This window comes from Kitasatospora sp. NPDC057015 (assembly GCF_042673745.1).
GTDB lineage: Bacteria > Actinomycetota > Actinomycetes > Streptomycetales > Streptomycetaceae > Kitasatospora.
Window position 1 is genome coordinate 262,379 of the sequence record NZ_JBHUSG010000002.1, and the last position, 20,487, is coordinate 282,865.

Annotated in this window: 8 protein-coding genes and 1 riboswitch; all 8 genes read right to left on the reverse strand. The window is 75.4% G+C overall.

Translation table 11 applies throughout. From position 1 onward, the window contains the following. Positions 1 to 2: 2 nt before the first annotated feature. Positions 3 to 9,446 (reverse strand): SDR family NAD(P)-dependent oxidoreductase, encoded by a 9,444-nt coding sequence (locus ACFTWP_RS02915; RefSeq protein ID WP_380261972.1) that lies wholly within the window; start codon positions 9,444 to 9,446, stop codon positions 3 to 5. A gap of 278 nt (positions 9,447 to 9,724) precedes the next feature. Then, complete coding sequence (locus ACFTWP_RS02920; protein ID WP_380261974.1) at positions 9,725 to 12,880, reverse strand: AAA family ATPase; 3,156 nt, start codon at positions 12,878 to 12,880, stop codon at positions 9,725 to 9,727. A 157-nt stretch (positions 12,881 to 13,037) separates the two neighbouring features. Next, entirely contained in the window at positions 13,038 to 13,133 is a 96-nt protein-coding gene (locus ACFTWP_RS02925) for a putative leader peptide (protein WP_380261976.1), read from the reverse strand. Between the two features lie 30 nt (positions 13,134 to 13,163). Further along, positions 13,164 to 13,276, reverse strand: a riboswitch (SAM riboswitch). A gap of 254 nt (positions 13,277 to 13,530) precedes the next feature. Then, positions 13,531 to 13,731, reverse strand: coding sequence for an antitoxin (locus tag ACFTWP_RS02930; RefSeq protein WP_380261978.1), 201 nt, complete (start codon positions 13,729 to 13,731; stop codon positions 13,531 to 13,533). A 197-nt stretch (positions 13,732 to 13,928) separates the two neighbouring features. Then, complete coding sequence (locus ACFTWP_RS02935) at positions 13,929 to 14,981, reverse strand: LacI family DNA-binding transcriptional regulator (RefSeq protein WP_380261980.1); 1,053 nt, start codon at positions 14,979 to 14,981, stop codon at positions 13,929 to 13,931. Positions 14,982 to 15,146: 165 nt separating this feature from the next. Then, positions 15,147 to 15,728, reverse strand: coding sequence for a hypothetical protein (locus ACFTWP_RS02940; protein WP_380261982.1), 582 nt, complete (start codon positions 15,726 to 15,728; stop codon positions 15,147 to 15,149). Positions 15,729 to 15,831: 103 nt separating this feature from the next. Then, positions 15,832 to 17,226, reverse strand: a complete 1,395-nt coding sequence (locus ACFTWP_RS02945; protein WP_380261984.1) for a DUF1996 domain-containing protein — start codon at positions 17,224 to 17,226, stop codon at positions 15,832 to 15,834. Between the two features lie 108 nt (positions 17,227 to 17,334). Further along, positions 17,335 to 20,487: discoidin domain-containing protein (locus ACFTWP_RS02950; RefSeq protein WP_380261986.1), on the reverse strand; the 3,153-nt coding region annotated here is incomplete at its 5' end.

The window sequence follows — 20,487 nt, forward strand, 5'->3', positions numbered from 1 at the left end:
TCTCAGGAGATTCCGAGCTCGTTGTCGATGAAGTCGAAGATGTCGTCGTTGCTGACGGCGGAGATCTGCTCCGTGATGTCCTCGACGGGGGCGGCCGGCCGGCCGCCCAGGGCGCTCAGCAGCGCGGCGAGCCGCTCCACGGCCCGGCTGCGGGCTTCGTCGTCGGCCGCGGCCTGGGCGAACGAGGCCTCCAGGCGGTCGAGTTCGGCCAGCAGGTCGGGCCCGGTGGGGTGCTCGAGTGCGGTCGGTGCGGCCGGCTCGGGGGCGAGCCGCTCCCGCAGGTGGGCCGCCAGCGCGACCGGGGTCGGCTGGTCGAAGACGACGGTGGTGGGCAGCCGCAGCCCGGTGGCCGCGTTGATCCGGTTGCGCAGTTCGATCGCACCCAGCGAGTCGAACTCCGCCTCCATGAAGCCGATCTGCGGCCGGATCGCCTCGGCGTCCGGGTGCCCGAGGACGGCGGCGGCGGTGGAGCGGACCAGCGCCAGCAGCACCCGCTGCTGCTCGGCGGCCGACTTGCCGGCGAGCCGGCGCAGCAGCGCAGCCGGGCCGTCCGCGCCGGGCGCGGAGGCGCGCCGCGGCCGGGCCTTGACCAGGCCGCGCAGCACCGGAGCGGGCCGGTCGGCGCCGGCGGCCGCCGGATCGATCCGGGCGGGGGCCAGGGCCGGGTACGGCGAGTCGAGCGCGGCGTCGAACAGGGCCAGCGCGTGTTCGGTGGCCATCGGCGCCAGGCCGGTCCTGGCCAGCCGGTCCGCCTCGGCGGCGCTGAGCTTGGCCGCCATGCCGCCGGCCTCCGCCCAGTGGCCCCAGGCGAGCGAGACGGCGGGCAGGCCGCGGACCCGGCGGTGCTGGGCGATGGCGTCCAACTGGGTGTTGGCGGCGGCGTAGTTGGCCTGGCCGGGGTTGCCCAGCAGGCCGACCGCCGAGGAGAACAGGACGAAGGCGGCCAGGTCGAGGTGCTCGGTGGCCCGGTGCAGGGCCTGCGCGCCACCGGCCTTGGGCTGCTGCACGGCGCGCAGCCGCTCGGCGGTGAGCGAGTCGAGCAGGGTGTCGTCGAGGACGCCCGCCGCGTGCACCACGACGGTCAGCGGGTGCTCCGCCGGTACCGCCGCGATCAGGGCGGCCACCGCCTCGGGGTCGGCGACGTCGCAGGCCGCGATGGTCACCTCGGCGCCGAGCGCGGTGAGTTCGGCCGCCAGCTCGGTGGCGCCGGGGGCGGCCGGGCCCTGCCGGCCGGTGAGCAGCAGGTGTCGGACACCGTGCCGGACGACCAGCCGGCGGGCGATCAGCCGGCCCAGGGTGCCGGTGCCGCCGGTGACCAGCGCGGTGCCGGCGGCGGCCGGCGCGGCGGGCAGGGTGAGGGCGAGCTTGCCGGTGTGCCGGGCCTGGCTGAGCCGGCGCAGCGCCTGCGGGGCCTGCCGGACGTCCTGGGCGTGTACGGGCAGCGGCCGGATGGCGCCGCTCTCGAAGAGGGCGGCGAGTTCGGTGAGGATCTCGCCGATCCGGGCCGGGTCGACGTCGAAGAGGTCGAAGGCGAGGTAGGCCGCGCCGTCGTGGGCGGCGGCGACGGCCGCCGGGTCCCGCTGGTCGGTCTTGCCCATCTCGACGAACCGGCCGCCGGGGGCCAGCAGTCGGAGCGAGGCGTCGGTGAACTCCCGTGCGAGCGAGTTGAGTACGACGTCCACGCCGCGCCCGCCGGTGGCCGCCCGGAACTCCTCCTCGAAGTCGAGGGTGCGGGTGGAGGCGATCCGGCCGTCGGCCAGGCCCTGCGCGCGCAGGGTGTCCCACTTGCCGGGGCTCGCGGTGCCGAACACCTCCGAGCCGCCGTGCCGGGCGAGTTGGACGGCCGCCTGGCCGACGCCGCCGGTGGCGGCGTGCACCAGCAGGCTCTCCCCCGGCCGCAGGCCGGCCAGGTCGTAGAGGCCGTGGTAGGCGGTGAGGAAGGCGACCGGGACGGTGGCCGCCTCGGCGAAGCCCCAGCCGGCCGGGATCCTGGTCAGCAGGCGGTGGTCGGTGACCGCGACCGGGCCCAGGGTGCCCTGGACCAGGCCCATCACGCGGTCCCCGGCGGCGAGCGCGGTGACGCCCGGGCCGGTCTCCAGCACGATGCCGGCGCCCTCGGCGCCGATCCGGGCGCCGCCCGGGTACATCCCCAGGGTGATCAGCACGTCGCGGAAGTTGAGGCCGGCGGCGCGCAGCGCGAGCCGGACCTCGCCCGCCGCGAGCGGCCGGTCGGCCTCGGGTGCGGGCAGCAGCCGGAGGCTGTCCAGGGCGCCGGGCGTCTCGGTGTCCAGGCGCCAGGCGGCGGATCCGGGCGGCGGGGCCAGGGTGTCGGCGGCGCGGACCCGGGCCAGCCGGGGCACCGTCACCTCCTCGCCGCGGACGGCGAACTGGGCCTCTCCGGTGGCGAGGGCGGCGGGCAGCGCGGCCCCGGCGGCGGCGCCGTCGAGGTCGGCCAGCACGAAGCGGTCCGGGTGTTCGGCCTGCGCGGTGCGGACCAGGCCCCAGACGGCGGCGGCGGCCGGGTCGGGGACGTCCTCGCCGTCGTGGGTCGCGACGGCGTGGCGGGTGAGCAGCACCAGGCGGGTGTCGGCGAGCCGTTCGTCGGCGGTCCAGGCGTGGAGCAGGTCCAGTGCCGATGCGGCGTCCCGGACGGGGGCCAGGACCGTGCCCCGGCCGCCCACCGGGGGCCGGGCGGCCGGGTGGGCCGGGACGGGCCGGCCGGTGGCCGCGGCGAGCGCCGCCCGCAGCGGCTCGTCCTCGCCGAGCAGGCTCCACGCGTCGTCGGCGGAGGCGGTCTCGGGCAGGGCCAGCGGCACCCAGTCGAGGCGGTGCAGCGAGTCGGCCTCGGCCGGGGCGGCGGCCCGCAGGGTCAGGGCGCCGATCTCGGCCACCGGCGCGCCGGTGTCGTCGGCGGCCAGCAGGGTGACGGCGTCCGGCCCGGCGGCGCGGACCCGGACCCGCAGCGTGCGGGCACCGGACCGGTACAGCGCCACCGCGCCCCAGGCGAACGGGATTTCAAGGGCGTCGGAGTCGCGCAGGACGCCGACCACGGCGTGCAGCGCGGAGTCCAGCAGCGCCGGGTGCAGGCCGAAGCCAGCGGCCTCGGCGGCCGGGCCGACCTCGGCGTAGACCTCCTCGCCGAGCCGCCAGGCGGCGGTCAGGCCGCGGAAGGCCGGGCCGTAGGCGTAGCCCCGGTCGGCCAGCCGCTCGTACAGCTCGGCGGTGTCGACGGCGACGGCGCCGGCCGGCGGCCAGACCTCGGCCACGGCGGGCTCGACGGGCGGCGCGTCGGCGGCGGCGGTGGTGCCGGCCGCGTGCCTCGTCCAGGGGTCGTCGCCGCCCTCGGGGCGGGCGTGCACCTCGACGGGCCTGCGCCCGGAGCCGTCGGCGGCGCCGACGGACACCTGGAGCTGGACGGCGCGGGTGGTGAGGGGCAGCGGGGCCTCGATGGCGAGGTCCTCCAGCGCGGCCGGGCCGGTACGGGCGGCGGCGTGCAGGGCGAGCTCGACGAAGGCGGTGCCGGGGAGCAGCACGCTCCCGCCGACCGCGTGGTCGGCGAGCCAGGGGTGGGTGCGCAGCGAGATCCGACCGGTCAGCACCCAGCCGGCGTCACCGGGGCGCTCGACGGCCGCACCGAGCAGCGGGTGACCGGCGGCGAGGAGCCCGGCGGCGGCCGGCGCGGCCGTGGCGGGCTGGTCGAGCCAGTGCCGCACCCGCTGGAAGGGGTAGGTGGGCAGGTCGACCCGGCGGGCGCCGCCGTCGGGGGCGGCGGCGGTCCAGTCGACGGATGCGCCCTGGACGTACAGCCGGGCCAGGGCCTCGGTGAGGGTGTCGGCCTCGGGCCGGTCGGCCCGCAGCACGGCGGCGGTGGTGCGGTGGGGTCGGTCCTCCTGCTGCCCGTCGAGCGTCTCCTCGGCGAGTGCGGTGAGGGTCGCGCCCGGCCCGAGCTCCAGGTAGCCGTCGACCCCGAGGGCGTCCAGGGCGCGGATCCCGTCGTGGAACCGGACCGCCTCGCGGATGTGGCGCACCCAGTACTCGGGGTCGCGCAGCTGCTCGGCGGTGGCGGGCGCGCCGGTGAGGTTGGAGACGACCGGGATGCGGGGCTCGGCGAACTCCAGGCCCTCGGCCACCCGTCGGAATTCGTCCAGGACGGCGTCCATGTGCGGGGAGTGGAAGGCGTGGCTGACCGGCAGCAGCTTGCTGCGGCGGCCCTGCTCGCGCCAGGCGCCGGCGATCCGCCGGACCTCCGCCGCGTCACCGGAGATCACCACGGAGGTCGGGCCGTTGACCGCCGCGATGCCCACCGAGCCGTCCAGGCCCGCGAGCAGCGGCAGCACCTCGGCCTCGGCGCCCTGCAGGGCGGCCATCGCGCCACCGTCGGGCAGCGCCTGCATCAGCCGACCGCGGGCGGCGACCAGCGTGACGGCGTCCGGCAGCGAGAGCACCCCGGCGAGGTGCGCCGCGGTGAGTTCGCCGATCGAGTGGCCGATCAGGTGGTCGGGGCGGACGCCGAAGGACTCGACGAGCCGGAACAGCGCGACCTGCAGGGTGAACAGGGCGGGCTGGGTGTAGGCGGTGCGGTCGAGCAGGGCGGCCTGCGGCGTACCGGGCTCGGCGAACAGCACCTCGCGCAGCGGCGTCCCGAGGCCTCCGTCGGCCTCGAACGGCTCGGCGTCGAACAGCTCGGCGGCCGCGTCCAGGGCGCGAGCGAACACCGGGTAGCGGTCGTACAACTGGCGGCCCGCACCGGCCCGCTGGCTGCCCTGGCCGGAGAGCAGGACGGCGAGGCCGCGCCCGCGGGCGGCGACGCCGGTGACGAGTCCGGGGGCCGGCTCGCCCGCCGCCAGTGCGGTCAGCAGCTCGGTCCGCCGGTCGAGGTCGCCGCCGGTCAGGACGGCCCGGTGGTCGAACCGGGCGCGGCCGGCGGACAGCGCGCGGGCGATCCCGGCGGTGTCGGCCGGGGCTCCGGCCGGAGCGTCGAGGTGGGCGAGCAGCCGGCCGGCGGAGTCCCGCAGCGCCTGCTCGTCGCGGGCCGAGAGCACCCACGGCTGCGGGGCGCCGGGATCGGCCGACGGGGTCGGGGCCGGCGGCTCGGCCGGCGGGGCCTGCAGGATCAGGTGCGCGTTGGTGCCGCTGATGCCGAAGGAGGAGACGGCGGCCCGGCGCGGGCGACCGGTGTCGGGCCACTCGGTCGGTCCGGTGGGCAGCGCGACCGTGCCGGCGGACCAGTCGACGTGCGGGGAGGGCCGGTCGAGGTGCAGGGTGCCGGGCAGTTCGCCGTGCCGCAGCGCGTGGACCAGCTTGATCACACCGGTGACCCCGGCGGCGGCCTGGGTGTGGCCGATGTTGGACTTCAGCGAGCCGAGCAGCAGCGGTCGCCCGGCCGGGCGCCCCGGCCCGTACGCGGCGATCAGCGCCTGGGCCTCGATCGGGTCGCCCAGCGCCGTCCCGGTGCCGTGCGCCTCCACGGCGTCCACCTCGGCCGGGGTGAGCCCGGCGTCGGCCAGCGCCTCGCGGATCACCCGCTCCTGGGAGGGGCCGTTGGGGGCGGTCAGCCCGTTGGACGCGCCGTCCTGGTTGACGGCGGAGCCGAGCACCAGCGCGAGCACCTCGTGGCCGTTGCGCCGGGCGTCGGAGAGCCGCTCCAGCAGCACCAGCCCGGCGCCCTCGGCCCAGGCGGTGCCGTCGGCGGCAGCCGCGAAGGGCTTGCAGCGGCCGTCGGCGGCGAGGCCGCGCTGGCGGCTGAACTCGGTGAACATGCCGGGGCCCGACATCACGGTGGCGCCGCCCGCCAGCGCGAGGTCGCACTCGCCCCGGCGCAGCGACTGGGCCGCCAGGTGCATCGCCACCAGCGAGGAGGAGCAGGCGGTGTCGACGGTGATCGCGGGCCCCTCCAGGCCGAGCACGTACGCGAGCCGCCCGGACGCCACGCTGGTGAGGCTCCCGGTCAGGGCGTGCCCCTCGTGCCCCTCGGGGGTCTCGTGCAGCCGGGGGCCGTAGTCCTGCGGCATCACCCCGACGAAGACCCCGGTGCGGCTGCCGCGCAGCTCGTCGGGCGCGATGCCGGCCCGCTCGGTCAGCTCCCAGGCGGACTCCAGCAGCAGCCGCTGCTGCGGGTCCATGGCGGCGGACTCGCGCGGGCTCAAGCCGAAGAAGGCGCCGTCGAAGCGGTCGGCGTCGTACAGGAACCCGCCCTGGCGGGTGTACGAGGTGCCCGGGCGCAGGCCCTGCGGGTCGTAGAGGGCGTCGAGGTCCCAGCCGCGGTTCTCGGGGAAGCCGCCGATCGCGTCCCGGCCTTCGCGCAGCAGCTCCCAGAGCGCCTCGGGGGTGTCCGCGCCGCCGGGCCAGCGTCCGCTGAGCGCGACGATCGCGATCGGGTCGCGGTCGTCCTCGCCGTCCCGGGTCCGCCGGGGCGCGGCGGGCTCGGCCTGGGCGCCGCCGCCGGACAGTCCGTGCAGGTGGGCGGCCAGGGCGCGCGGGGTGGGCCGGTCATAGGTGAGGGTGCTGGACAGGGCGAGACCGGTGGCGGAGGCCAGCCGGCCCCGGAACTCCACCGCGGAGACCGAGTCGAAGCCGAGGTCCTTGAAGGTGCGGTCGGGGTCGACGTCAGCGGCGGAGGCCTGGCCGAGGACGAGCGCGGCGCTGGTGCGGACGGCGTCCAGCACGGCGCTCTCGCTCAGTGCCGCCGCCGGGGCCCCGACTGCCCGGTCCTCCACCGGGGAGGCCTCGACCGGGCGGGCGTCGGCCGCCGCGGCGGCCGGCGAGGTGCGGCCGGGGGCCGCATCGATCCAGAGCCGGCGCCGCTGGAAGGCGTAGGTCGGCAGCGCCACCCGCCGGGCCGCGGGCCCGTAGAACGCGTCCCAGTCCACCGCGGCGCCCTGTACGGACAGCTCGGCGAGGGCCCGGTGGAACTGCGGCAGGCCGCCGTGCTCGCGCCGCAGGGTGCCGGCCACGGCCGCCGCGCCGTCCAGGATCTGGCCGAGGCCGACGGTCAGCACCGGGTGGGCACTGACCTCGACGAAGGCCAGGTGGCCGTCGGCCTGCGCGGCCCGGACGGCGCTGCTGAGCTCGACGGTCTGCCGGAGGTTGCGGTACCAGTACGCGGGGGTGAGCTCGGCGGTGTCCAGCAGGCCGCCGGTGACGGTCGAGTAGAAGGCGGTCCGGCCGGCGCGGGGGCGGATCCCGGCGAGCAGTCCGGGCAGGGTCTCGCGCAGCGGCTCGACCTGCGGCGAGTGCGAGGCGTAGTCCACCGGGACGAGCCGGACCCGGACGTCCTCCTCGCGGTAGCCGGCCAGCAGCTCGTCCAGCGCGGCGCGCTCGCCGGAGACGACCGTCGCGGACGGTCCGTTGACCGCCGCCACGCCGATCCGCCCCTCCCAGGCCGCCAGCCGGGCCCGGACCTCGGCCTCCGGCAGCGGGACGGCGGCCATCGCGCCCGAACCCGGCCGGGCCAGGCCGGCGATGGCCTTCGCCCGCAGCGCGACGACGGCGGCGGCGTCCTCCAGCGAGAGGGCGCCGGCGACGTGCGCGGCGGCGATCTCGCCCTGCGAGTGGCCGATGACCGCGTCCGGGCGCACTCCGGCGGACTCCCACAGCGCGGCGAGCGAGACCATCACCGCGAACAGCGCCGGCTGGACGACGTCCACCCGCTCCAGGGAGGGCGCGCCCGGCCGGCCGAGCAGGACGTCCGTGAGCGACCAGTCGGTGTGCGGGGCCAGCGCGACCTCGCAGGCGGCCAGCTTGTCGGCGAACGCCGGCGCCGTGGCGAGCAGTTCGCGCGCCATGGCGTCCCACTGGGAGCCCTGTCCGGGGAAGACGAAGACCGTGCGTCCGGCGGCGCGCGCGGTGCCCCGCGCCAGGTTGAGCGCCTGCTCCCCGCCGGCCAGCGCCCGGAGCCCGTCGAGCAGTTCGGCGCGGTCGGCGCCGGTGACGGCGCCGCGGTGCTCGAAGGCCGTCCGGCGGGTCGCCAGCGAGTGGCCGACGTCGACCGGGTCGAGGCCGGGCCGCGCCTCCAGCAGGCCGAGCAGCCGCCCGGCCTGGCCCTGCAGTGCCTGCGGGCTCCGCGCGGAGAGCGGCCAGAGCAGCGGACCGGCGGCGGGCCGGTCTTCGGCGGGCTGCTCGGCGGTGGGCCGGTCAGCGGTGGTGGCGGCGACCGGGCCTTCGGCCACGACGACGTGGGCGTTGGTGCCGCCCACCCCGAAGGAGCTGACTCCGGCGATCAGCGGGGCGTCCTGGTCCGGCCAGGGGCCCGACTGCGCGTGCACCCGCAGGGCGAGCCGGTCGAAGGGGATCGCCGGGTTGGGCTCGCGGAAGTTCAGGCTCGCCGGCAGCCTGCGGTGACGCACGCTCAGCACCGTCTTGAGCAGCCCGACGATGCCGGAGGCGCCCTCCAGGTGCCCGACGTTGGTCTTGGCCGATCCCACCAGCAGCGGCCGGCCGGGCTCGCGCCCCGCGCCGAGGGCGGCGCCGAGCGCGGCCGCCTCCACCGGGTCCCCGACCGGGGTGCCCGTCCCGTGCAGTTCGACGTACTGGACCTGGTGCCCGGCCACCCCGGCGCGCTCCACGGCCGCCCTGACGACGGCCTCCTGGGTCAGCCGGCCGGGCACCGTGAGGCCCTCGCTGGCGCCGTCGCTGTTGACCGCGCTGCCCAGCAGTACGGCCTGGACGTCGTCGCCGTCGGCGAGGGCCCGGGCCAGCGGCTTGAGGACGAGCAGCACGCCGCCCTCGCCGCGGGCGTAGCCGTTGGCCCGGGCGTCGAAGGTGAAGCAGCGGTCGTCGGGGGACAGCGCCCCGAAGCGGTCCACGGTCAGGGTGCTGTCCGGCGCGAGGTTGAGGTTCACCCCGGCGACCAGCGCGAGTTCGGACTCGCCGCTGCGCAGGCTCTCCAACGCCAGGTGTACGGCGACCAGCGAGGAGGACTGCGCCGAGTCCACGGTCAGGCTCGGACCGCGCAGGTCCAGCGCGTAGGAGATCCGGTTGGCGATGAGGCCGCGGTTGAGGCCGGTCAGCGTGTGCCGGGTGACGGCGGCGGGTGCCTGGGCCACCAGGGTGGCGTAGTCGCTCGCGATCGAACCGACGAAGACGCCGGCCGGGCGGCCGGCCAGGGTGCGGGGCAGCACGCCCGCGTCCTCCAGGGCCTCCCAGGCCAGTTCGAGCACCAGCCGCTGCTGGGGGTCGGCGGCGGCGGCCTCGGCGGGTGAGATGCCGAAGAACTCGGGGTCGAAGCCGTCGACCTGGTCGAGGAACCCGCCGGCGCGGGCCCGCTCGCCCTCGGCGAACCGCCCGGGAGGGAAGGTCCCGACCGCGTCGGCGCCCTCGTCCAGCAGTCGCCAGAAGGCCTGCGTGTCCGCTGCTCCGGGCAGCCGGCACGCCGATCCGATGACGGCGGTCGCTGTCGCGAGCACGTTCTCCGGCAAGGACGGGTGCAACTGTTCCTGGCGCGCCATCGTGAGCTTCCACCTCTGAGAAAGGGTTCTTCCGGCGCTCCCCAGTCTGGTTTTCCGGCCCTGGGCGGCTAACCCCTAGCGGGCCCCTGCGAAACCCCTAGGCCTCCTAGGGGGCCGCCGGGGCCCGCTCCTCCTCCCGTCTCCGGGGTGTGCTCCGCACCCGGTCGGACGGTGCGCCCGCGCGTCCGGATGCCGGGGTGCGGCCGCGCCCGGTCACCCGGTCCGCGCGCAGCCCGCGGCCCGGGACCCGCTACCCACAACCCGCTACCCGCTACCCGCTACCCGGCCAACTCCGATCCGAGGTAGGGGGAGTAGCGCAGGTCGACCCTCCGCCGCACGCCGAGCTTGCGGTACACCCGGGTGAGGTGCTGCTCCACCGTGCTGACGGTGATGTAGAGCTTCCGGGCGATCTCGCGGTTGGTCAACCCGTGCGCGGCCAACTCGGCGACCCGGCGTTCGGCGTCGCTCAGCCGGTCCGCCGCGGGCGGTTCGGCCGGGTGGTACCCCCAGGGTCCGGCGGGCGGCGGCAGCGGCCCGTCCGGGTGGGCGCCGTACGGCCCGCCGGGCCCGCCGCCGGCCCGCCGCTCGGCGAGCCGGGCCCGGCCCGGGTCGCCCTCGGCCCGGTGGGCGGCGCTCAGTTCGCCCAGTGCGGCGGCCAGTTGTGCGCCGTCGCCGGCGGTCTCCAGAGCGGTGACGGCCTGCTCCAGCAGCGCGGTCCGCTCGACCGGCTCCCCGGCGGCCGCCCGGATCCGCAGGGCCATCCCGCGCACCCGGACGTTCCCGGCCGGCCCGAGGGCGGCCAGCTGCCGGTCGGCCAGCACGAGCGCCGACTGCCGCCGCCCCAGCGCCAGTTCGGCCCGGGCGGCGCCGATCCGCCAGGGGACGAGACCGGGCAGGTGGTCGATGTCCCAGCCGGCCATCAGCTCGCCGCAGGCCCGGAAGTCGGCGAGCGCCTCCTCGGGCCGGCCGACCGCGAGCAGGTGGTTGCCCCGGGCGTCCAGGTAGTGCAGCCCGGCCGGGGTCCGGAAGGTCTCCGCCGGCACGGGGACGGTGAGGTACCGCGCGGCCTCGTCGTGCCGACCGAGCGCGGTCCGTACGGCGATCATCGTGGCGAGCGGGTAGCCCACCGCCACGCCCCAGCCCTCCGGGCGGATCCGGGCGAACGCGGCCCGGGCGGCCTCCTCGGCGGTGCGCAGGTCGCCCTGGCGCAGGGAGACCTCGGCGCGGAGCGCGGAGAACAGCGCGTGCCAGGTGGAGCTGCAGTTGGCGGTGGCGGTCCGGGCGGCGATCGGCTCGCACCAGCGGGCCGCGCGGTCCGAGCGGTCCGCGTACACCAGCACGGTGAGGGCGGAGGTGAGCGACTCCACCGAGCCCCCGCCGAGCCGCCCGTCGCGCAGGATCCGCTCCGCCCTGAGCACCAGCTCCTCCGGGGGCAGCCCGGCCAGCAGCCCGGCCAGGACGCCCAGTCCGTCCTCCCCGGGGCGGCCGGCGGACGGCTGGGGCACCGGCTGCGGGAACAGCGAGCGGAACCAGTACCCGAGCCAGGCCCGCAGCTCGCGCAGGCCCGCCGGCTCGGCGCCGGGCGGCTGTTCCGCCTCGAAGCGCTCCAGGGCCGCCATGCCCTCCCCCACCCGACCGTGCCAGAACAGGTAGCGGACGGCCTTCAGCCGGCGCCGTACGTCCGCCTCGGCGGACTCCTCCTCCGTACCGGGCAGCCAGGGCACGCACTGGATCTGCACGGGCTCCGCCGGCCCGGGTTCGGCGGCCGATGCCGGGCCGGTCACCCACGGCAGCGCCGTGAGGGGGACGGGGCCGGACGGCGCCGGCTCGGTGGTGTCGGGCCCGACGGCGTCCGGCCCGGCGGTGAACTGCCCGGCGGTGAAGTCCTCCACGGTGTACTGCTCCGCGCTGTACTGCTCCGCGGTGAACGGCCCCTGGGTGAACGGCCCCTGGGGGTCGGGTTCCGCGCTGAACACCCGCGCGGCCAGGGGCGACGCGGCCGGGGACGACGCGGGCGGCTCGGCGCCGGCCGGCCACGCGGTGGCGGCGGGCGGCATCGCCGGGTGCACCGGATCCGGGTGGGCGGCGAACGCGCCGACCCGGTCCGGGTGTTCGGGGGCCTGCCGCTGGAGGAGCGGATGCCCCGGAGCCCGGTGCGGGACGGTCGGTGCCGTCCCGCCCGGTGCCCAGAGCTCCGCCCAGCCGGCCGGCTCGCCCGGGTCGCAGTCGCTGAGCACCTCCTCCAGCGCCTCCCCGAGGCCGGCGGCCGGCTGCGCCGGCACCGCCCACGGTGCCCGGACGTGCCCTTCGGCCGCGCGCAGCTGCTCCGACACCACCGCGGCGGGTGCGCCGGACGCCCGCAGCAGCAGGGCCGCCCGGTGGTGCAGCGCCGCCAGCTCCTCCGGGGTCATGGCGGCCAGCAGGTCCCCGCCGGCCGTCTGGTGACGGAACCCGCCGTCCCGGAAGAGCCCGGCGGAGTGCAGCAGGTAGGACGCCCGGGGCAGTGACTGCGGTGCGAGCAGAAGCAGTTCGGCCAGCAGCTCGGGCTCGGCGGCCCGGCCGAGCACGGCCACGCCGCGGGCGTAGCGCAGGGCCAGCGGGTCCATCCGGTGCAGGCAGTTCATCAGCCCCCGCCGGTAGTTCTCCCCCACCACCAGCTCGTGCCGTGCCCCGTCGGCCTCCTGGTCGGCCAGCAGGGCCTGGACGAGCAGGGGGTTGCCCCCGGTCAGCGTGTGCGCCTCGGCCGTCAGGCGCAGTGCGGCATCCGCGCCGAAGCGCTCGCGGAGCAGGTCGCTGATCAGGCCGGCCGGCAGCAGGGCGAGCCGGAGCCGTTCGTGGTGCGGCTGGCTGGCCAGTTCGACCTCGAAGAAGGGGTTCGGCGGCGTCATGGTCTCGCGCGAGCCGAGCACCGTCAGCACCCGCGAGGTGCGGGTGCGCCGGACCAGGTAGAGCAGGAACTCCAGCGAGCGGGCGTCGGCGTCCTGGCGGTCGTCGACGGCGAGCAGCAGCGGCACCCGCTCGGCGAGTCTCAGGATCAGCGAGCAGAGCCCGTGCAGCGCGCGGGGCGTGAGCCGGGGGCTGCCGTCGTCGGCCGGGGTCGCGGTGGTGTCCAGCAGGCGTGCGGCCTCGGCGTCGGCGGCCGGGTCGAGTCCGGCGCTCTGGAACAGCTGGTGGACGATCCCGAACGGGAAGTCCCGCTCCAGCGGCGATCCGGCCGCCGACAGCACGCGGACCCCGTGGTCGGCGGCGGTGTCGGAGAAGGCGTGCAGCAGTTCGGTGCGGCCCGTCCCCACTGCTCCGCCCAGGGCGACGACGCCGCCCCGGCCGCGCAGCGAGCGGTCCAGGGCATCGTGAAGAAGCCGCAACTCGCCGTCACGGCCTGAGAGTTCGGATCTATGGACAGGACGCGCGGGGCGCGCGGGGGACGTGAGCATCCGCTCTCCTGGAGCAGGGCGCACGACCGGGCCGCGCAACGCTGCGCTACCCGTCGTACGAGAGGCCGGAAACGAGGTGCGTCAGTGGCCCGACAGGGCCCGTGGGCATGACGCGCGAACCGGACCGCGACCCTCTACGGGGTGCGGCCGAGTGGCCTCAACGACAGAGTGAGCTGGCACTGCGGACGAGGTCGACGGCCAGCCTGGCCACCAGTCTGAGCTGAACGGCACGGCTGCCGTGCACGCGCTGCATGACCGTCTCCATCCCCCTGTGTAGCCGGGGCACCTGTGCTTGCGGCATGACACCCATGCCACCCGGCTTATCCCCGGCGGCACCCCGCCACAGTGGAGGGTTGCCAGTCAGCCGGCCGGGGCCCAAAGCTGACATTCTTCGCCGCTGCGAGTGTACGAATGCCCGAACGGCCCCGTCAATCGATGTTCGGTCACGCCCTGTCACGCAACAGGGCTTTGACCCGCCGGTAACACGGCCGACCATCCCGGCGGGCGGGGGAGCACGAGCCCACGGCGACCCGGGCCCGAGGTGCCGGCCGCTCGGGGCAGGAGCCGCCCGGGCACCACTCGTCCCCCGCCGGCGGGGCCGGCGGGGGGAGCGGGTGGGTACGGCGCCCGCGGCACCGACGTCCGTGCCGTCAGGGCTGCGGCGGCTGGTCCTCGCCGGGCATCGACTGGTTGCCGAGCTGGTCGTTGATCTTCTGCTGAGCGGTGTCGACGTGGCCGCTGTACTTGCCGCCGGTCTTGTCGTCGACCATGTCGCCGGCCTTGTCGACCCCCTTCTGCGCGGTGTCCTCGTGCCCCTTCATCATGCTTTTGAGCTTGTCGAGCATGGACATGATGTGACCTCCGTCTTCGGTGACCAACTACGTCCATGGTCGACACGAGATCCGGAATCGGCATCCCGGCGGGCTGCGCCGCCCCGGCCCGCGGTCCGCCGGCACCCCCGGCGGAAGGCCGCCGACCAGCCCGTTTCCCCGCACTCCGGCCGCCCTCCGCCCATGGCGGGCCCGGCCGGGCGCCCCCGCGCGCGCCCTCAGGCCGACTGCCGGACCACCAGCGAGGGCTCGAAGATCACCGAGGTGGCGCCGCGCTCGGGCCGGGCGATGTGGTCGAGCAGGATCCGGGTCATCTCCGCGGCCATCTCCTCCACCGGCTGGCGGACGGTGGTCAGCAGCGGCCGGCCCGCGGTGGCCGCGCTGCTGTCGTCGAACCCCACCACCGCCACGTCCTCCGGGACCCGCCGCCCGTGGTCGCGCAGCACCGCCAGCGCGCCCTGCGCCATCAGGTCGTTGGCGGCGAACACCCCGTCCACGTCCGGGTGCTCGATCAGCAGCCGGGTGATCGCCCGCTCGCCGCCGGCCTGGGTGAAGTCCGCCTCGGCGTGCGGCAGGTACGGCAGCCCGTGGCGGGCCATCGCGTCGTGGAAGCCGGCCAGCCGGTCCCGGGCCGCCCGGACGTCCGAGGGGCCGGCGATGGTCACCACCCGGCGGCAGCCCCGGGCGTGCAGGTGGTCGGCCGCCAGCCGGCCGCCGTCCCGGTTGGCGAGGTCGACGCAGCTGATCGGCAGCGGACTGTCGGGCCGGCCGAACAGCACCGTGGGGACACCGGCCTCCAGCAGCAGGGCGGGCAGCGGGTCCTCGGCGTGGGTGGAGACCACCATCGCGCCGTCCGCGTTGCCCTGCCGCAGGTAGGCGAGGGCCTGCTCGCGGGCCTCGGGGGCGTCGGCGAGCATCAGCACGGGGTGCAGGCCCTGCGGGCGCAGCGCGGTGAAGACCCCGCTGACCACCCGCCCGAAGAAGGGGTCGGTGAAGACCTCGGTACCGGCCTGGCCGTCCGCCTCGGCGCCCGCGCCGGAGACGACCAGCGCCAGGGCCCCGGCCCGCCGGGTGACCAGCGAGCGGGCGGCGCCGTTGGGCACGTACCCGGTGCTGGCGATCGCCAGTCGGACGCTCTCCTGGATGGCGGGGTCGACGTTGCGGATGCCGTTGATGACCCGGGAGACGGTGGCCCGGGAGACGCCCGCGACCCGGGCCACGTCCTCCAGGGTCGTGGACCGGTTGACGGCGGACCGGAGGGCTTCGCTCATGGTGACTTTTATAGCACGATGGGAGAGCGCTCTATCCATGAAAGTCACAGCTCGGAGCCGTTCCTCCGGAGCCGATCGGGCCCGGGCGGGCAGCGCCGGAGCGCGCTCCGGCACCGGAATGCGCCCGGACAGCCCCGGTACGGGCCCGCCGGGAAACGTTTCCCGTCACGCGACGTGCTCCTTCCAGCAGATCATCACGGTGGTCGCGACCGTCACCGAGACGTTCGGCCGGCTCCGCGGCGGCCTCCCGAAACGCTCCGGGAGCCCGTGCACGTCGACCGTCAGCACGAAGTCGTCCTTGCGCACCACCGTCGAGCCGTCCGCCCGGGTGAAGGCGGCCTCGCCGAGGCCGTCGACGGTCGTCACCGGCCCGGCACTGCCGCGCAGGCCCTCGAAGTGCGCGCCGGCGGTGGCCCGGTCGGCCAGCTCCTTCACCGTGAGCAGCAGCGTGCCCTCGGGGTAGGCGTACGTGCAGGTGTACAGGTGCTGTGCCCAGGTCCCGCTGGGCGGGGTCGTGGTCTCGGTGCCGAAGGCCCCGGCCAGCTGGGTGGGCACGCTGCCCGCGCAGACCATCAGGGCGGCGGGCGAGGGGCCGAGGTCCACGCCCCCGGCGGTACCGGGCGCGGCGGCGCCCGTGGTCGGCGCCGGGCCCGCGCCGGGCCCGGCCGGTGCGCCGCAGGCGGCGGCCAGGGAGAGCAGGAGCACGGCGGCGGCCCGTGACAGCGGCCGGCGGGGCCGGGTGGTCATGAGGTCTCCTTCGGAGCGGGTGGGGCCGCGGTACGGGCCGTGCCCACGACCGGCCCCGCCGGAGCGGGGGCGGTCGCGGGCACGGGTCGGGCGGTGGGGACCGTCAGGGGAGCAGGTACTGCGCGTTGAGCACGGCGCCCTTGGCGGGCTGGTTCTGGTCGTAGCCGCGCGGGTCGCACTGGAGTCCACCGACGATGCAGTGGTTCACCATCGCGGCGAGCGTGGGCGCCTCCCAGGCGTTGAAGAAGTCGTAGTGGAAGGAGAAGCCCCGTCCACTGGACAGGTGGAGCTGAGACATGTTCGCGGTGTTCACCGGGAACGCCACCTTGAACTCGATCATCGGCAGCGCCACCGGGTGGGTGGCCGGGCAGACCCCGCCGACCGGGTAGGCCATGTGGCTCTTGTGGTCGGGGGTGTCCAGGTAGAGCCCGTTCCAGCAGCTCGGTGCCTGGTAGCGGACGCCGACCTGGCCGCCGCCGGGGCAGTCGACCGGCAGGTCGACGCTGTGGTAGCCGGTGCCGCACTCCCAGCCCGCGACGTAACCGGGGTCGGTGGCGAACTGGGTGGCGGTGGCCGACGGGCTGCCGACCACGAACCGCAGGCCCGGCGGGAACGGCCGCACGCTGGTGTAGTCGTTCACCGAGCTCTTGTAGTAGATGGTCTGGAGACCGACCGGGTTGACCACCGTCGCCCCGTCGTACATGGAGGGCATCCAGTAGCCGGAGCGGTCGGCGGGGGCCAGGCAGCTGCTGGCGCTCGTGTTCAGCGAGGCCAGGGTCGAGGCGGCGTTGGTGTTGGTGGCCCCCATGAAGGTGTGCAGGTGGGAGGCGCCGGCCTGGCCGGGGAAGACGATCGGGTCGTCCGGCAGGTTGTGGGACGCCGAGCAGTTCGCCTGGAACTCGTGGAAGTAGGCGTGCGGCGGGTTGTTGGTCGACGGGGTGACCCCGGTGACCTGCGGGTTGGCCAGCACGTAGCCGCTGGTCGAGGTGCTCACCTGGCCGAACACCTTGAACTCCAGCAGCGAGTACCCGTACTGGGTGCCGCGGGCGGTGGCGTACAGCCGGATGTAGCGGCCGCTGCCGGTGACGTTGAGGTTCTGCACGCCGCCGGTGGCGGTGGTGGTGGAGTAGACCGTGCTCCAGTTGCTGGCGTCCGGGGACACCTGCAGCTGGAAGGCGCTGGCGTAGGCCGCCTCCCAGTCCAGCTCGACCTTGCTGACGGCGGCGGTGCCGCCGAGGTCGATCTGGATCCAGGACGGGTCGGTCCAGGTGCTGGCCCAGCGGGTGTTGAGGTCGCCGTCGACGACCGCGCCGGCGGGGAAGTTCAGGCTCTCGATGGACGAGGCCGTCACCGGGCGGGACGCGGAGATCAGCGGGTCGCCGGCCGCGGCGGCCTGCTGGGCCGTTCCGGAGAGGCCGGTCAGGGCGAGGACGGCGGCGAAGGCCACCGCCAGGGACGTGCGGCGCGGTCGGCCGCGGGACAGGAAGCGGGGTCGCATCGGACCTCCAGGTCGAACGGATGGGTGGGGGCCCTCGGGGCCGGGAGGAGTGGGGATCGCCCCGGCCCCGAGGGGGTCTGGATCAGGCGTGCGCCGGGCCGTCGGGGCCTAGGCGTAGACGCCGAACTCGTAGAGCGAGTCGCCGTAGGCGGTGCCCCGCTGCGTGATGTTGATCCGGACGTACCGTCCGCTGCCGGTGGCGTCGAAGTCGTCGATGCCGCCGGTGCCGGTGGTGGTGGAGTAGACGGTCGCCCAGTTGGTGCCGTCGTTGGAGGTCTGGATCTGGTACGCCTTGCCGTAGGCGCCCTCCCAGCCCAGCTGGATGTGCTTGAACGAGGTGACGGCGCCGAGGTCGATCCGCACCCACTGCGGGTCGGCCCACTCGCTGGCCCACCGGGTCGACCAGTTGCCGTCGGTGGCGTTCGACGCCGGGTACGGCGCGCCGTTGCCGACCGCCTGGAAGGTCGAGGCGGTGGTCGGCTTGTTCAGCGCCACGTTCGTCCCGTTGACCACCGGGGCCACCACGCGGAAGGACTTCGTCTCGATGCCCACGTTGCCGTGGCCGTCGTACGCGTAGACGTAGACCTTGTACACGCCCAGGTTCTTCGGGGCGGTCGCGGTGAACCGGCCGTCGGCGGTCTGGGTGAACCTGACCTGGTCGAACCCGGTGCCGCCGCCCGCGTACTTGGCGCAGTAGAGCAGCTGGTAGCGGATCAGGTCGCCGTCGGGGTCGGTGGTGGTGGTGCTGATGTTGAACGTGCCGCCGGCCGGGACGGTCGCGGTGTTGCTCAGCGTCATGTCGGAGATCACCGGAGGCGTGTTGGTGCCCACGTTGCCGTTGTAGTCCTTGGCCACCGAGTAGAAGCTGAGGCGCTTCCAGCCGGACGGCACGGTGTTGTACCAGACGCCGCCGAAGTCGTTCTCGGTGCCGTAGTGGAAGACCGTGGCGCCGAGCGCGACGCCCTGGTGGCCGGTGATGCAGCCCCAGTTGGACAGGTAGGCGTCACGCTTCTTGATGTCCGAGGGCTCGGTGGGCACGCCGTTGGCGTCGTTCGGGACCTCCCACTCGCCGTCCTCGCCGGACTCGGTGATGATGTACGGCTTGGTGTAACCGCCGCTGATCCAGTCCGCCTTGACGTTGCAGACCGAGCCGTAGGAGTTGACGGCCAGCAGGTCCAGGCTCGGGGTGTAGTCCTTGTAGTACTTCCAGGCCGCGGTGTACGCGTCGGTGGAGGTCACCGGGTGGTTGGTGTCGATCGCGTGGATCGCCTGGGTGACCCGCTCCACGTACTTGGCGTAGGCGACCCGCTGCTGCTCGACCGTGGTGCCGTTGTAGGCGTGGTCCTGGGTGGTGAGGATGACCTCGTTGCCGACGTCCCACATCAGCACGCCGGGGTGGTTCCGGTAGGTGGTCACCCACTGCTTGATCTGGTCGAGCGTGCTGTCCATGTACGCGGTGTCGTTGACGTAGTCGGCGCCCTGGTTCAGCCAGAAGCCGTTGACGACCTTGATCCCGTGCGCGGCCGCGGTGTCCAGCAGCGGCTTGCTGCCGGCGTCGGTGCCCCAGGTGCGCAGGGTGTTGACGCCCATCGCCTTGAGCTCGCGGACGTGCGCGTCGATGGTGGTGTTCGCCGGGCCCCAGGTGATGCCCTTGACCTGGTACGGCGCGCCGTTGACGGTCAGCGCCCAGTTGCCCTGGCCGCCGGTGACCTTGACGGTGGACCCGCCGGCCGGGACGGCCGGGTCGGTGAGCGGCGCCGGCGCGTTGCCGGTGGTGGTGGAGACCGTCACCTTGTCGATGCTCAGCACGCCGCCGGACGTGGTGTTCGCGGTCGGCGAGGTGCAGTTGCAGTTCCCGTTCGGGAACCCGCCGCCGATGCCGAGGTTGAACACCAGGTAGAAGCCGTGGTGCACGGCCGCGTCCCAGGTGGCGACGCCGACCTGGGACTCACTGACCTGCCAGACCTGACGGCCGTCGAGGTACCAGCGGATCTGCTCGTCCGAGGTGGTGCGGTCCAGGATCTGCGAGTACGTGTGGTAGTCGCTCTGGCAGCCGGTGCAGCTGGCCAGCCCGCTGGTCATGCCGTTGTACTCGTTGCAGTTGCCGCCGGGGGCGGTGCCGCAGTGCAGGGTGGTGGAGAGCTGGCTGCGGCCGTTGACGTTCTCCAGGATGTCCGACTCGCCGGCGCCCGGCCAGACGGTGAAGTTGCCGCGGTTTCCGGCGCCCATCGCGCGGAACGAGGGCCAGTAGCCGGTGCCGTCGGCGACGTTCGGCTGCTTGACGGTCGCGGAGATCTGGAGCTGGCCGCCGGCCGGGGCGGCGAAGTCGGAGCGCTGGCTCTCGACCCGGCCCGACGTCCAGGCGGCGCCGTTCTTCAGCGCGGTGAGGTTGAGCGCGCCGTTGCCGTTGAGCGAGACGTTGGCGGGCGCGTTGGTGTTCGTCTGCACCTCGCTGGTGCCCCAGTTGGCCGGACCGCCCGGGTAGGAGGTGCCGGTCTGGGTGATCCAGTTGGCGGCGGACGGCGCGGTGCCGGCGTTACCCGTGAAGTCCTCGTTGAACACGGTGGTCCAGTTGCCCGGCGGCGGGGTCACCGGCGGGGTGGTCGGCGGCGTGGTGGGCGGCGTGGTCGGCGGCGTGGTCGGCGGGCTGGTCGGGTCGCCGCCGGTGCGGACCTGGAACTCCCAGAGCGAGTAGCCGTAGCCGGTGGCGCGGGCGGTGCCGTTCATCCGCACGTAGCGGCCGGAGCCGGAGACGGCGAGCGTCTCGGTGCCGCCGGCGCCGGTGGTGGTGGAGTACGCGGTGGTCCAGTTCGTCCCGTCGTTGGAGAGCTGGATCTGGTACGCCTTGCCGTACGCGGACTCCCAGTTCAACACGACCTGGCAGACCGGCTGGGCCGAGCCGAGGTCGACCTGGATCCACTGCGGGTCGGTGTTGGCGCTCGACCACCGGGTGCCGGTGTTGCCGTCCACGGCGTTGGCGGCCGTGGTGCCGTAGTTCTCCTCGCTGGAGGCGGTGGCCGGGTGACCCTGGGCGGCGTTGGCGCTGCCGCAGCCGGTGGCGGCGGCGGTGCCGAAGACCTGGAACTCCCAGAGCGAGTAGCCGTAGCCGGTGGCGCGGGCGGTGCCGTTCATCCGCACGTAGCGGGCGGTGCCGGAGACGGCGAGGGTCTCGGTGCCGCCGGCGCCGGTGGTGGTGGAGTACGCGGTGGTCCAGTTCGTCCCGTCGTTGGAGAGCTGGATCTGGTACGCCTTGCCGTACGC